General features: G+C 44.8%; 11 protein-coding genes and 1 tRNA gene. 3 read left to right on the forward strand and 9 right to left on the reverse strand.

The window, feature by feature from the left end; translation table 11 throughout:
- The 3 genes from A1D16_RS16680 to A1D16_RS16690 all read right to left on the reverse strand — a co-directional run.
- The coding region (locus A1D16_RS16680) for an outer membrane beta-barrel protein (RefSeq protein WP_290711572.1) at positions 1–1,584 on the reverse strand (1,584 nt) is incomplete at its 3' end.
- A gap of 115 nt (positions 1,585–1,699) precedes the next feature.
- On the reverse strand, positions 1,700–2,308 hold the full coding sequence (locus A1D16_RS16685; protein WP_290711574.1) for a DUF445 family protein: 609 nt from the start codon (positions 2,306–2,308) through the stop codon (positions 1,700–1,702).
- 42 nt (positions 2,309–2,350) lie between these two features.
- A tRNA-His gene (locus A1D16_RS16690) sits at positions 2,351–2,424 on the reverse strand.
- 166 nt (positions 2,425–2,590) lie between these two features.
- On the opposite strand from A1D16_RS16690, the gene A1D16_RS16695 reads away from it, so the two are divergent.
- Positions 2,591–4,777: a carboxy terminal-processing peptidase gene (locus tag A1D16_RS16695; protein ID WP_290711576.1), complete on the forward strand. Its 2,187-nt coding sequence runs from the start codon at positions 2,591–2,593 to the stop codon at positions 4,775–4,777.
- A 78-nt stretch (positions 4,778–4,855) separates the two neighbouring features.
- Here A1D16_RS16695 and A1D16_RS16700 read toward each other — a convergent pair whose 3' ends face one another.
- The 6 genes from A1D16_RS16700 to ppk1 form a co-directional block, all read right to left on the reverse strand.
- Positions 4,856–5,356: a DinB family protein gene (locus A1D16_RS16700; protein ID WP_290711578.1), complete on the reverse strand. Its 501-nt coding sequence runs from the start codon at positions 5,354–5,356 to the stop codon at positions 4,856–4,858.
- Between the two features lie 32 nt (positions 5,357–5,388).
- On the reverse strand, positions 5,389–7,098 hold the full coding sequence (locus A1D16_RS16705; protein WP_290711580.1) for a S8 family peptidase: 1,710 nt from the start codon (positions 7,096–7,098) through the stop codon (positions 5,389–5,391).
- Between the two features lie 94 nt (positions 7,099–7,192).
- The gene (locus A1D16_RS16710) at positions 7,193–8,716 is read right to left on the reverse strand and encodes an aldehyde dehydrogenase family protein (protein WP_290711582.1); all 1,524 of its coding nucleotides are present in this window, start codon (positions 8,714–8,716) and stop codon (positions 7,193–7,195) included.
- A gap of 32 nt (positions 8,717–8,748) precedes the next feature.
- On the reverse strand, positions 8,749–9,564 hold the full coding sequence (gene panB / locus A1D16_RS16715) for a 3-methyl-2-oxobutanoate hydroxymethyltransferase (protein WP_290711584.1): 816 nt from the start codon (positions 9,562–9,564) through the stop codon (positions 8,749–8,751).
- Between the two features lie 23 nt (positions 9,565–9,587).
- Positions 9,588–10,496, reverse strand: a complete 909-nt coding sequence (locus A1D16_RS16720; protein ID WP_290711587.1) for an exopolyphosphatase — start codon at positions 10,494–10,496, stop codon at positions 9,588–9,590.
- A gap of 17 nt (positions 10,497–10,513) precedes the next feature.
- Entirely contained in the window at positions 10,514–12,649 is a 2,136-nt protein-coding gene (gene ppk1, locus A1D16_RS16725; RefSeq protein WP_290711589.1) for a polyphosphate kinase 1, read from the reverse strand.
- Between the two features lie 206 nt (positions 12,650–12,855).
- On the opposite strand from ppk1, the gene rpmB reads away from it, so the two are divergent.
- Both rpmB and rpmG read left to right on the forward strand, forming a co-directional pair.
- Entirely contained in the window at positions 12,856–13,092 is a 237-nt protein-coding gene (gene rpmB / locus A1D16_RS16730) for a 50S ribosomal protein L28 (protein ID WP_150846893.1), read from the forward strand.
- Between the two features lie 50 nt (positions 13,093–13,142).
- Positions 13,143–13,325 carry a 50S ribosomal protein L33 gene (gene rpmG, locus A1D16_RS16735; RefSeq protein ID WP_290711592.1) on the forward strand — a complete coding sequence of 61 codons (183 nt, stop codon included), beginning with the start codon at positions 13,143–13,145 and terminating at the stop codon, positions 13,323–13,325.
- Positions 13,326–13,373 lie beyond the last annotated feature (48 nt).

Raw genomic sequence — 13,373 nt, forward strand, 5'->3', positions numbered from 1 at the left:
AGCGTAACCGGCATAAACCCGATCGGTATAATCAAATTGGGAGGAAAGGGAAGGAATAAAAACCACATTTCCATTTCCGTCAACCAGGCTGATATTGTTTACGCTTTCCTGGTTACGGATATTTACCCGTAAACCGGTTTCCAGCTTTGACGTGGCGCTGAGCGGATTGGTAAAATCTGTCTGAAACGTAATATTTGAACTATTTCCTTCTCCGGTGTTCAGCTGTCCGAAACGCCGCAGGATGCTTCCGTTTGGTGCATTCAGCACATCGTTGTTAATGGTGGTATTGTTGTCGTTTTTACTTCTATTATAGTTGATGTCGGCTGTAAATTCGCGACCGGGTTTGGTAAAAAGACGTTTGTAATAAACCGAGGAGCCCAGGTTTCTGAAAGAGCGTTCTCCTTCGGAAATCCGGCGGCTAAAAGTGCTTTTGGTGTCGCCTGGAAAAAGGCTGTCGGTTTGTATGGCGCTTTCATTATCAAAATTGAAACTACCCCTCACAGCGTTTACAGAAAAACCAACGGTGTTCCGGTTATTCATAAAATAATCAATGCCGGCCCTGCCAAACATAAAATTGCCGGTATTTACACTGTAATCGTCCTGGTTTAGGTCGGTTACAGGATCCTTTATAAAGGTGGTACGAGCTGTATTTCCTGTAGAAATTGATTTCCTGGTGCGGATATTTCCACTGGCGAATAGGTTTACTTTACCCTGCTTAATATTAATATCGGCACCGCCGTTTGGCTGCCAGCGGCTGTCGATGCCCGCACGGATGCTACCATTATAGCCTGCTTTCCTGTTTTTCTTGAGCACAATATTTAATATCCCCGCTGTACCGCCGGACGCATCAAATTTTGCGGAGGGGTTGGTGATCAACTCCACGCTTTCAATAGCGTCTGCGGGGATCTGATCAAGCGTTAGTGTAGTGGGGCGTCCGTCCACAAAAATTTGAGGAGCGGCATTACGCATGGTTACACTGCCATCGATATCGACCTGAAGCGAGGGAATATTACGCATAATATCTTCCGCCGTATTTCCGGTTGAAACCAGGTTTTTGTCTACGTTATAAACTTTTCGGTCAATACCCATGGACATGAGTGGTTTGGACGCGGTAACTGTTACGCTTTCCAGCATTTTGGGATCGGCCTCAAGTTTAATATTACCCAGGTCCTTATCTACACCGGCGAGTGCTTTTTGCATGTCTCCGCCTGCCATATTTAGTTCAAAACCAACCTTTTGTTCAATTGATTTAAACCCAATTGCCGTAATTACCAGTTTATAACTGGCGGCAACGGGAAGCGCCTCGAAATTGAATTCACCCCGCCGATCGGTCAGCATTCCTGCAATAATGGTGTCTTTCCGCTGTCGGGTAGCAGCATCAAATTTGTTTTGGATAAGTTGAACGGAAGCGGCTTCTACTCCTTTACTGTTGGAAGCGTCAATAATACGTCCGTAAAAACGCCCGATATTCATGTTGCCGGCACCTGCCCCGGGCCGGCCACCGGGTCCACCCACACCTGCGGGTATCTGGGCATAGGTAAAGGTTCCAAAAAAGAGGACCATTACAGCCATTAGTTGTTTCATTCGTCTGTTTTTTTCTCTGAGTGTGCGCAAAGTTCTGTCATTTCGGGTGATTGAACGCTGCGAATGGTATGAATGGTATATGACAAACAGGAGCCAACCTTGTTCAAGGGGGAAGTTAATTTCCTGCCAGCAGGGTTATGGCAATTTGAACCAGGCCAATCAGGAAGCCTAATACCGCCCCAATAATTTCCACAAAACGGAATTCCTTGGCCATAATCTGGAGCAGGATCTCTTCCAGTTTGTCGGTAGAGAAAGCGCTTACTTTTTCAACGACGATTTTTTCTAAGTCGAGTTGCTCTTTAAGCGTACCCATGTACTTTTCCATTATAACAGGAAAAAGTTGCTGGAGCTCATCCATGAAAATGCCTTTTAACTGGGCAATGGTTTTATCACCGATAAACATACTGATCATGGGCATTGCTTCTTTGAGTTTTACCCGCAGAAAATGATCAATATGTTCCTCCACGTGAGGGGTGAGGCTGCTAAGGTTGCCCGGGTTGGTAAGCTTACCGGCAATTTCATCAAACGACAATAGTTCCTGGCTTACCAGTTTACCCAGTTTTTCCGCAAATTGCTGTTGTCTTTTCGGGAATATTCCCTGGATGGTAATACCCAGAAATTTTTTGGGTGCACGGGGATGAAATAACATGCGGATAGCAATCCAGTTGGTAAACCATCCGATAAAGGCGGAAATAACAGGTAATAATAACAGCCAGAACGACATAGTGAAAAAATTAAAAATCCCCCACACAGTGGGGGATGAGAGGGAGGCTGATGGGTCTCGAACCCACGACCCTCAGAACCACAATCTGATGCTCTAACCAACTGAGCTACAGCCTCCATGCGGATCATCGCGTTGCTTTTTTCAAAGCGGGCACAAAAATAGGTAAAAAAATGAATCCTACACCAAGTCCTAAAAAAAATGTCAAAAACCGCTCATCATAATCCAATGTTAATTGGTTTTCACGGCAACAAGGCTGGTTGTTTTATCGTTATTTTTGATACAATGCAAAAACTGTTGAAAATTATGTTTAATAAAAGAAGCTTACCCGTGCTGGTGGTGCTGTTGAGTTGTGCCCTCTTTATAGGATTTCGCTCTATGGGAACCAAACTCACCGACCCCCCCGGCAAATACGAAAAAATATTACACAATGTGGGGGATATCCTGCAACAGGTGCATTACAGTCCCAAGAAAATTAATGATGAGTTTTCAAAGGATATTTTCTCCAAGTATGTTTCAACCGTTGATGCAGAAAAAAATATGTTTCTCCAGGCAGATATTCAGGCACTTAAAAAATATGAACTGAAAATTGACGATGAACTCCTGGGAGGAAACGTTGAATTTGTTCCTGCACTTTCAGAGATCTATAAAAAAAGAGTACTGGAGGCAGAACAATTGACCAAAGAGATCCTTGCAAAGCCGTTTGAATTTCAATCGGATGAAACTATTATCCGCGACAGCGAAAAACTAGATTTTCCGAAAACGCTGGAAGAGAAAAAAGATCGCTGGCGTAAGCGCCTGAAGTATATGACCTTGGAACGGTATGCCGACATGGTCGAGAACCAGGAGAAAAACAAAGGCAAGGAAGGGGTTAAAACAGAAAGTCCGGCCGAAATGGAAGCGGCTGCACGCGATGGCGTAGCGAAAGTGATAGCCCGTATGTTTGACCGGCTTAAATTAAAGTATAACGACGACGAACGTTTTAACCAGTTCGTGAATGTAATTACCAATACGATGGACCCCCATACCACTTTTTTTCCTCCAAGAGATAAGCGGTATTTTGATGAGCAGATGAGTGGTCGTTTCTTCGGGATTGGGGCTTCTCTTACATCACAGGAAGGGAATATAAAAATTGCTTCAGTAATCACCGGTTCCCCGGCATGGAAAACCAATGAAGTAACGGTTGGAGATGTGGTATTGAAAGTAGCACAGGCAGAGAATGAGCCGGTTGACCTGACCGGGTTTGATGTAGAAGATGCAGTAAAAATTATCCGTGGCAATAAAGGTACCGAGGTTCGTTTAACCCTGCGCAAGGCAGATGGCTCTGTAAAAGTTGTGTCTATTATAAGAGATGAAATTGTACAGGACGAAAGTTTTGCGCGGAGCACGGTGGTTAGCAATGGCAAAAGCAAAATCGGTTACATCATGTTACCCGAGTTCTATGCCGATTTTGATAACCCGAGAGGTGCCCGCAGCGCAGTAGACGTTGCCAAAGAAGTAATCAAACTAAAAGAACAGAAAGTAGACGGTATTATCATAGACCTGAGAAATAATGGTGGAGGTTCTTTGTATGACGTGGTACAGATGGCCGGCCTGTTTATCGAAGATGGCCCTATCGTTCAGGTGAAAGACCGGGATGGCAAACCCAGTGTATTACGTGACCGCGACAAGACGGTGTTGTATGATGGTCCGCTTGCCGTTATGGTGAACGAGTTCAGCGCGTCTGCTTCAGAAATCTTTGCTGCCGCTATCCAGGATTATAAAAGAGGTGTTGTAATAGGAAGTACTTCTACCTATGGAAAAGGTACGGTTCAGCGGAATATCGGGCTGGATAAAGAAACCGGTATGTTCAGTTCCAATAGTGAATTGGGTACTATCAAACTTACTCTGCAGAAATTTTACCGGATCAATGGAGGCTCTACACAGTTGAAAGGTGTTTCCTCCGATATTATTGTACCGGATGTACTGGAAAAAAGTAAGGTTCGGGAAAAAGATGATCCAACGGCACTGGGATGGGATGAAATCGCCAAAGCTCAATACAATACCTGGAAATCGCCCTATGATTTGAACCAGGTGGTACGTAACAGCCAGCAACGGATTGACCAGAACCAGGCCTTTAACCAGATCAAAACCAATACAGAATGGCTGGCAGAGCAAAATGACCGGGTATATTCGCTCAATCTGCACAAATTCAGGGAAGAGAAGAAAAAGGTGAATGCCACCGTTAAGCAAATAGAATCTTTATACAAGCTCAACAATGAACTGGAAGTGGAAAGCATTCCGGGCGATGAAGAGAAATTTGCGACTGATCCGGATAAACTGGCCCGCTATAAGTCCTGGAAGAAAAACCTGCGGAACGATATTTATCTGGATGAAACCATCAATGCTGTAAATGATATGATTTATCAGCAAAACCTGGCTATGAAAAAAAATGTAGACAGTAAGCTGGATAAATCGAAACAGGATAATTAACCGGGTAATAATTTATAGATGCAAACAAAACAGCCACTCCATTAACGGGGTGGCTGTTTGCGTATAAAAAAGACGGTGCTAGAGATATCTCTCTCGAATGATGTTGATATGGTGTTTGGCGTGCCCGGCCATAATAAAACAAATGGCAGCAGCCGAAACTGGATGGCCGCTGGCAACCCCTTCTGCGTTAAGCTGTTCTTCCGTAAAAGCCTTAATCATGCGGAGATTGCTTTTTCTCAATTGGCGAAGTTCTTTTAACATGTCTTCCCATCCTCTGACAGCAACATTGGCATTAGCGGCATAGAGGTTTTCGTCAAATCCCGGTAAGGGAGTGGCGTCCAGTCTTGCAACCCGAAGCGCCCTGTATGCGAAAATTCTTTCCGCATCAATAATATGCTGTACTACCTGTTTAATGGTCCATTTTCCATCAGCATAGGCAAAACCAATTTTTTCTTCCGGTATCTCCTCGAAAAATGCCAGTAGTTCTTCCGTGTTTTTGCGGAGTGTTTTTCTAAGGTCGTCCGTTTTAACAAGCTTTACATAAGTGTCGTAAAACGGTGCGTGAATAATATTATACACAGTAGTTATTTTGGTGGTGAACCGGTACAGGTTTATCCTTTTTTACCTTTTTTCAGGGTTGATTTAGGGGCAGGTTTGGATTTTTGTTCTGCCTCTATAGCGGCTGCTGCTTTAGCCGCCGCATAAGCATTTACCATACCTCCCGACTTGCTTATTTCAGCCAGTTCAACTTCTTCGTCGGTACCGGGAATTTTTACGGTAGTATCCGGGCTGACTGCAGATGTTTCAATGGCAGCTTTTATTTGTAATGGGGTAAGCGTCGGATAATAACTCATCAGGAAGGCGGCCACCCCGGCTACCACCGGCGATGCCATACTGGTTCCCTGTGCATTTCCATAGGTATTACCACCGGGTATGGTAGAATAGATCTTGGTGCCCGGAGCAAAAACGTCTACTTCCGACTTTCCATAATTGGAAAACGAGGCAGTCAGACTTTTAAAGCCCGGTTCTGCCAATGGATCGGAGCTGGCTCCTACTGTAATCCAGTTGGGTGCACGGTATTTGTCTGTTAAAAACACCGGGTTGGGAAAATTATCCACCGAATCAACATTGGCGGCGTCATTACCAGCCGCATGCACCAGTAGTACTCCTTTTGTTTCGGCATATTTAACGGCCTCATCCACCCATTTTTTTTCGGGTGAAAAACTTTTTCCGAAGCTCATATTAATGACTTTTGCGCCATTGTCTACAGCGTAGCGAATAGCCAGTGCGATGTCTTTGTCATGTTCATCTCCGTCCGGAACCGCCCGTATTGCCATGATGCGAACATTGTCTGCCACACCATCCATGCCAATGCCGTTTTTACGTTTGGCCGCAATAATACCGGCCACATGGGTTCCATGGAACGGCGTATTGGCCATCACGTCATTATTGCCGTAAAAACGATCGTTAATATCGTTGTAGTTGTCGCCAACAATGGCACCCCGATAATCTTCCGGGGCTTTTTCAGCTGCTTCTTTTTTACGTTCCTCACCGCTCACAAAATCCTGGAAACCTTCCAGGAATTCGACATTCCCGGTTTCCATCATATTAAAGGCCTTAAGGATATACAGCATTCCTGCTTTGGCTTTTTGGCCATCTGGGGTGGAAGGCGCAAATTTTTCCAGGTCTTTTCCGGTATAGGAAGAGGTATCCATGGCAATTTTCAGCAAACTGTCATTTTTCTGGCTGCTTTCAAGAGCGCGTTTCAGGAAAACCAGGTCTGCACCACCGCCACCGGCGTCGCCTTCCACTTTTTCTTTTGCTTTGGCCCACATTTCATAGTTGAGCTTATCCTCCCCGGTTAGGGTAGAGGCATCAAAACCCGGTGCGCCAAATCTGGCCTTGTACTTATGGTATACACGGGCTCCTTCGTAACTATCCTGTTTAACATTTTTGCCATCTTTTCCACCGATAAAGTTCCAGCCATACACATCGTCTATATAACCGTTTTTATCATCGTCAATGCCATTCCCGGGAATCTCCTTAGGGTTTTTCCAGAGAATTGGTTTCAGGTCTTCATGCAGGGTGTCGATACCACTGTCAATTACGGCCACAATCACGGTTTTACTGGGCCTTGTTTTCACAAATTCATAGGCCTGGTCCATGCTGATTCCGTAAAATCCATCTTTGGCCCGATCGGAAAGATGCCATCCTTTGGGAAGTTCTTTGTTGGCTACAGCCGTTGTACCCTGTGCTATAGCATTACCAATACTCAAAAGGGTTAACGCCGCAGTGGCCGGCAAGATTCGTAAAAAATTCATGCAGTGCTTTTTTGTTTCTGATACAAAATGACGCAAAAAGACGGGAATTAGTTCGCCGCTCCCATAATTTTTGCATGCCATTAAGTTGATATAATTATAAATCAAATGTAATTCCCTGTGCCAGAGGTAGTTTGGTGGAATAGTTGAGGGTATTTGTTTGTCTGCGCATATAGGCTTTCCAGGCATCAGATCCACTTTCACGTCCTCCTCCTGTTTCTTTTTCGCCTCCGAATGCACCCCCGATTTCAGCACCGCTGGTACCGATATTCACATTTGCGATACCGCAATCACTTCCTGCGGCGCTCAGGAATTGTTCCGCTTCCCGCATATTGAGTGTCATAATAGAAGAGGAGAGCCCCTGTGGTACCCCATTCTGAAGGGCAATTGCCTCTTCCAGGGTATTGTATTTCATTATATATAAAATAGGGGCAAAGGTTTCATGTTGTACAATCTGGTAATGGTTTTCAGCCTCCGCAATGCAGGGTTTCACATAACAACCGCTTTCATAACCGGGGCCTTCCATGATACCGCCTTCCACCACAAAGTTTCCGCCTTCTTTTTTGCAGGCTTCGATGGAGTTCAGGTATTGCTGAACCGCATCTTTGTCAATCAGCGGACCCACGTGATTTTGCTGATCTAAAGGGTTCCCGATTTTCAATTGCTTATAGGCATTAACAAGCTTGTTTTTAAAGGTTTCATAAACAGCTTCATGAATAATAAGCCGGCGGGTGGTTGTGCATCGTTGTCCGGCTGTTCCCACCGCCCCGAATACTGCGCCAATAAGGCTCATATCCAGGTCGGCGTCTTTAGAAATGATAATGGCATTGTTTCCGCCGAGTTCAAGAATGCTTCTCCCTAATCTGGCACCCACAGCGGCTCCTACTGCTTTACCCATGCGGGTTGATCCGGTTGCGGACAGCAGGGGGATACGGGTATCCTGGCTCATCCATTCTCCCAGATCACGGCCTCCATTTACTATACAGCTTACGCCTTCTGGCACCTTGTTTTTGGCAAATACCTCTTGAATAATATGTTGGCAGGCGATTGAACAGAGCGGGGTTTTTTCAGATGCTTTCCAGATGCATACATCACCACAAACCCATGCCAGCATAGCATTCCAGCTCCAAACTGCTACGGGGAAATTAAAGGCAGAAATGATGCCTACTATACCCAATGGATGCCATTGTTCATACATCCTGTGCCCCGGACGTTCACTATGCATGGTAAGGCCGTATAACTGGCGGGAAAGCCCCACTGCAAAATCACAGATATCGATCATTTCCTGTACTTCACCATAACCTTCTTGCAGGCTTTTTCCCATCTCATAAGAAACCAACTTGCCCAGGTTTTCCTTTTGGGCACGAAGTGCTTCTCCGATTTGCCGAACGATTTCTCCGCGGCGGGGTGCCGGCCATTGTTTCCATTCCGTAAAAGCGGCTGTTGCCTGTTGAATAATTGCTTCGTAGGCGGCTTTATCTGTTGCCTGAACAGCGCCGATTCGTTTCCCATCCACGGGTGAAAACGAGGGGATACTATCGCCGGAAGATGAAATCCAATTGATACCGGTAGAACTGCCGGGATTATTTTCCTTTAAGCCAAGTGCGTTTAAAAAATCCATTGCAAGCTGTTTTAGCCGGCAAAGTTACAGTTTTAGTATTGTTCCTGCTCGTTTGGAAAATCGCGGCTTCGTACATCCTGTACATAGTTACCAACTGCCTGCACTATCTGTTCGTGCAGGTTCAGGTATTTACGCAGGAAACGGGGATTGAAATCGTTGTTTATACCCAGCATATCGTGCATTACTAAAACCTGCCCATCGCAGTCATTACCTGCACCTATGCCAATGGTGGGTATGGTCAGGGATGCCGATACTTCTTTTGCCAGGCTGGCGGGAATTTTTTCCAGCACCAGTGCAAAGCAACCGGCTTCCTGTAACAGCAGGGCATCTTTTTTTAGTTTTTCGGCTTCCTCTTCTTCTTTGGCCCGTACGGAATAGGTACCGAATTTATAAATCGACTGGGGGGTTAATCCCAGGTGCCCCATTACGGGAATACCAGCGTTTACAATTCGACGGATACTTTCGGCAACTTCTTCGCCTCCTTCCAGCTTAATGGAATGCCCCCCGGTTTCTTTCATGATGCGGATGGCGCTGGCCAGGGCGATATCGGAATTTGACTGGTACGATCCAAATGGAAGATCAACCACTACCAGGGAGCGGTTTACGCCCCGTACTACGCATTGTGCATGGTAAATCATCTGCTCCAGGGTAATTGGCACGGTGGTATCATGCCCGGCCATTACATTACTGGCAGAATCACCTACCAGCAAAACATCTACGCCGCTTTCATCAAAGATCCTTGCAAAGGAATAATCATAAGCGGTGAGCATGGCAATTTTTTCTCCGGCAGATTTCATTTTCTGCAGCGTATGCGTAGTTACTTTTTTTACTTCTTTATGAACGGACATGGTACATAATTAATAGGCAGGTGCTAAGATCTGGATTTAATGTTCTGGACCTGGGTTTTTATTTCTTCATAAAGGATATGCACTAACCCATCTGCCAGACCAATTTTGGGAACAAAAATTTCTTTTGAATCAGACCACCGCATTACATTGATATAAATGCTCAGGGCTGGTACAATTACATCGGCCCGGTCTTCCCGGAGGTTGTATAGGCGCATTCGTTCGGGTACAGAAAAGCTGCTTAATTCACGATGATAATCTTTTAGTAACTCCAGTGGCAACGGTTTTCCGTCTTTCTTTTTAGACATGGAAAACACTTTGTTGATATTACCCCCTGATCCGATGCAGGTAACCGTTTTTGCGCCTTTGGTAAATTGACGGATGCTGTCTTTCATCTCCTCCCAATGCGTATCCGAAACCTGGTTCTTGAGAAGGCGGATGGTTCCGATATTAAACGAATGTTTAAATGCCAGCTTACCTTCGTTAAAATAAGTAAGTTCCGTACTGCCTCCCCCTACATCAATATACAGATAGGATTGGTCTTTATCGAGGTTTTCCGCAATATGATTTTCATAGATAAAAGAAGCTTCCTGATCGCCCGAAATAATTTCAATTTCTATGCCGGTATCTTTTTTTATATGCTCGATAATGGCAGCGCCATTGCTGGCATCGCGCATGGCAGAAGTGGCACAGGCTTTATAGTGTTGAACGCCATAAACGTCGATCAGGGCGCGATAAGCGCGTATGGTTTTGATGATATGTTCTTCCTTCTGCGGTGAGATTGTCTGATTTTCAAAAACATCAAAACCAAGCCGGAGCGGCACCCGAACCAGGTTCAGTTTATTAAAACGTTCCTTTCCCTGGTCATCTTTAATAACTTCCGTAATAAGTAAACGGGCTGCATTACTCCCTATATCAATGGCGGCTAGTTTCAATAGTTGTCTTTTTCCGTTTATTGTTCAATGGGGTTGGGTACCGTTATCCGGGCAGCGTCATCGGCCACCTGTTGTTTAGATCGTTTCGATTGAAGATAGATGTACTGCTCCACCTGCGACCTGATTTTTTTTCCGGTAGCAGGTGCGTATTCATTTTGGAGATGGTTATCCAAAATACGTGCTTTAACGTTATCATTCAATTGAATTGTCAGCATGTTTTTTAACACTTTTCTGATATCGGCATCGTAAACCGGGCAGGTAATTTCTACCCGGTGATCCAGGTTCCGAACCATCCAGTCGGCCGAAGATATATAAACTTTTTCTTTGCCCCCGTTGACGAAAAGGAATACCCGCGCATGTTCAAGGTACTCATCTACGATACTGATTGCCTGGATGGGTGTTTTGAATTTTTTACTTTCTGAATACATGGAAAAAATTCCCCGTACAATCAGTTTTACCGGAACACCAGCGCGGGCCGCTTCATAAAGTTTCTCTATCAGCGTTTCGTCGGAAAGCGAATTCATTTTCAGGGTAATTCCGCTTGGTTTTTTCTTTTTGGCCGCCCTGATTTCCTGGTTAATTAGTTTGATCAGCTCCCTGCGCAGGGTTCCGGGGCAGGGAATCAGGGATTTGCAGGCTTTTAGAATATCGGGCGAGGTTTTATATTTTTCCAGGTACAGGAACACCCGGTTAATATCGGCCATAATGCCCCGGTGCGCCGTTAGCAGGCAATGATCGCCGTATATTTTAGCGGTATTTTCATTCATGTTACCAGTGCTTACAAAGCCGTATTGTATGGTACGGTTTGCCAGGCGCTTGCGGATGATGCAACACTTGGCATGCACTTTCATGTTGGGAATACCAATTAAAACACGAACGCCTTCTTCTTCCAGCTTTTCCTTCCATTCCAGGTTGGCTTCTTCTTCGAACCGGGCCCTCAGTTCAATCATAACGGTTACTTCTTTGCCATTCCGTACGGCATTGATTAGGGCATTGATGATTTTTGAGTTGCTGGCCAGCCGGTAAGCGGTAATCTTAATGGAAACCACATCTTTGTCGATGGCCGCCTCCCTTAGCAGATCAATAACCGGGTTAAAGGAATGATAGGGAAAATGCAACATAATATCCTGGTCAAGAATCACATCCGTAACGCGCGCAGTTCCTGCCAGCAGGGGGTGCTGGAAGGGTTTTTTCCGGGTAGATTTTTTGGCAAATACATCCGGGAAGTCGATGAAATGGCGAAAATTATGAATGCGTCCGCCGGGGATCAGGTTGTCTTTACTGGTCAGGTTCAGCCTTCGCATTAGAAACTCCAGCAAAGCCGCGTCCATTTCTTTTTCATAGACAAACCGCACCGGTTTCCCTTTTCTTCGGTTTTTGACACCTTTTTCAATTTTTTGGATGATGGTGGTGGATACATCATTATCAATATCAATTTCGGCATCCTTGGTCAGTTTGAATATCCAGGATTCGAATTTTTCGTAACCGAAATAGGAAAAAATCGAAGGCAGGTTAAAGCGGATAATATCTTCCAGTAGAATAATATGTTTTTCGCCGTCGGGGGAGGGGAGTTGAATAAAGCGACCCACTGCTTTTGTCGGAATTTCAATCAGCGCATATTTACGGGAGAAATCGGCTGATTTCCGGCTCATAAGCACTGCCAGGTAGAGCGATTTATCGCGCAAATAGGGGAGTTGCGGGATCTGCTCAATCATAAGCGGAATAGTATTTACCCGAACTTCCTCTTCAAAAAACTGCTTCACGAAGAGTTTTTGTTCCCGGCTTAGTTGTTTTTCATTGATAAGGAATATTTTCTCTTTTTTGAGGTCGCCCAGCAATATTTCCCAGATCCGGTTAAATTCATGCTGCTGCCGCAGTACCCGGATCATAATTTCTTCCAGTATTTTTTCAGGTGAAGCTTCCAGGTGCATATTGAGCTTCACTTTTTTGCCGCCGAATTCAATCATTCGCTTCAGCGTAGCTACGCGTACCCGGAAGAATTCATCCATGTTATTGGAAAATATTCCCAGAAATTTGATTCGTTCTCGTAGAGGAACACTGGGGTCAGCTGCTTCCTGTAATACCCGGGCGTTGAAGGAGAGCCAGGTAATATCACGGGCAATTGTTTTTCTTTTACCATCCATATCTGTCATTATCAGCCATTTATACTCAAAGTTGAGATTCTGGCCGAAGTGCTCAAATTAAGGAATTGTTAGGATTCGCCCGCTTCTCCTGCCGGTTGGGTAGTGGATGGAAGGCGTGGGCTGGCCGGGTAGCGTGTTTTTTTTTAGTTTTTCCTGTTTACTTTTGATTTTCTGATTTATTACAGCTACCTTTGCCGTCCTAAATTTTGACAGTCATGGCTAGAGTATGTCAGGTTACGGGTAAAACGCCGATCACTGGTCACCGCGTTTCTCACTCGAATATTAAGACAAAGCGTAGATTTTTACCGAATCTGTTGACGAAGCGCTTTTACATTGCGGAAGAAGATAAGTGGATTACTTTGAAACTTTCAGCGGAAGGACTGCGTACCATTAATAAAAATGGTTTATACGCTGTAGTGAAGGATTTAAGAGCGAAAGGGGCTAAAATCTAATTTGCGAACGTTCACTGCTTAGGTGGTGATCATTATAAAATGCATTCAAAATGGCAAAGAAAGGTAACAGAGTTCAGGTGATTATGGAGTGTACTGAGCATAAGACCAGTGGTCAGCCAGGTACCAGCCGTTATATCACTAATAAGAACAAGAAAAATACTCCGGAGCGTCTGGAGTTGAAAAAGTACAATCCTATTCTTAAGAAAGTGACGGTACACAAAGAAATTAAATAAGGCGCGTTAACCTGATTTACAAATTTTCTAATTTAATATACCATGGCA

The sequence above is a fragment of the Flavihumibacter sp. CACIAM 22H1 genome (assembly GCF_001601815.1).
Taxonomy (GTDB): domain Bacteria; phylum Bacteroidota; class Bacteroidia; order Chitinophagales; family Chitinophagaceae; genus Flavihumibacter.

What these genes read in the sequence shown, in the direction of transcription:
- A1D16_RS16705 (WP_290711580.1), bottom strand. Translation starts at nt 7,098, where the DNA reads ATGAATTTTTTACGAATCTTGCCGGCCACTGCGGCGTTAACCCTTTTG.
- rpmG (WP_290711592.1), top strand. Translation starts at nt 13,143, where the DNA reads ATGGCAAAGAAAGGTAACAGAGTTCAGGTGATTATGGAGTGTACTGAG.
- panB (WP_290711584.1), bottom strand. Translation starts at nt 9,564, where the DNA reads ATGTCCGTTCATAAAGAAGTAAAAAAAGTAACTACGCATACGCTGCAG.
- A1D16_RS16710 (WP_290711582.1), bottom strand. Translation starts at nt 8,716, where the DNA reads ATGGATTTTTTAAACGCACTTGGCTTAAAGGAAAATAATCCCGGCAGT.
- A1D16_RS16695 (WP_290711576.1), top strand. Translation starts at nt 2,591, where the DNA reads ATGCAAAAACTGTTGAAAATTATGTTTAATAAAAGAAGCTTACCCGTG.
- A1D16_RS16685 (WP_290711574.1), bottom strand. Translation starts at nt 2,308, where the DNA reads ATGTCGTTCTGGCTGTTATTATTACCTGTTATTTCCGCCTTTATCGGA.
- rpmB (WP_150846893.1), top strand. Translation starts at nt 12,856, where the DNA reads ATGGCTAGAGTATGTCAGGTTACGGGTAAAACGCCGATCACTGGTCAC.
- ppk1 (WP_290711589.1), bottom strand. Translation starts at nt 12,649, where the DNA reads ATGACAGATATGGATGGTAAAAGAAAAACAATTGCCCGTGATATTACC.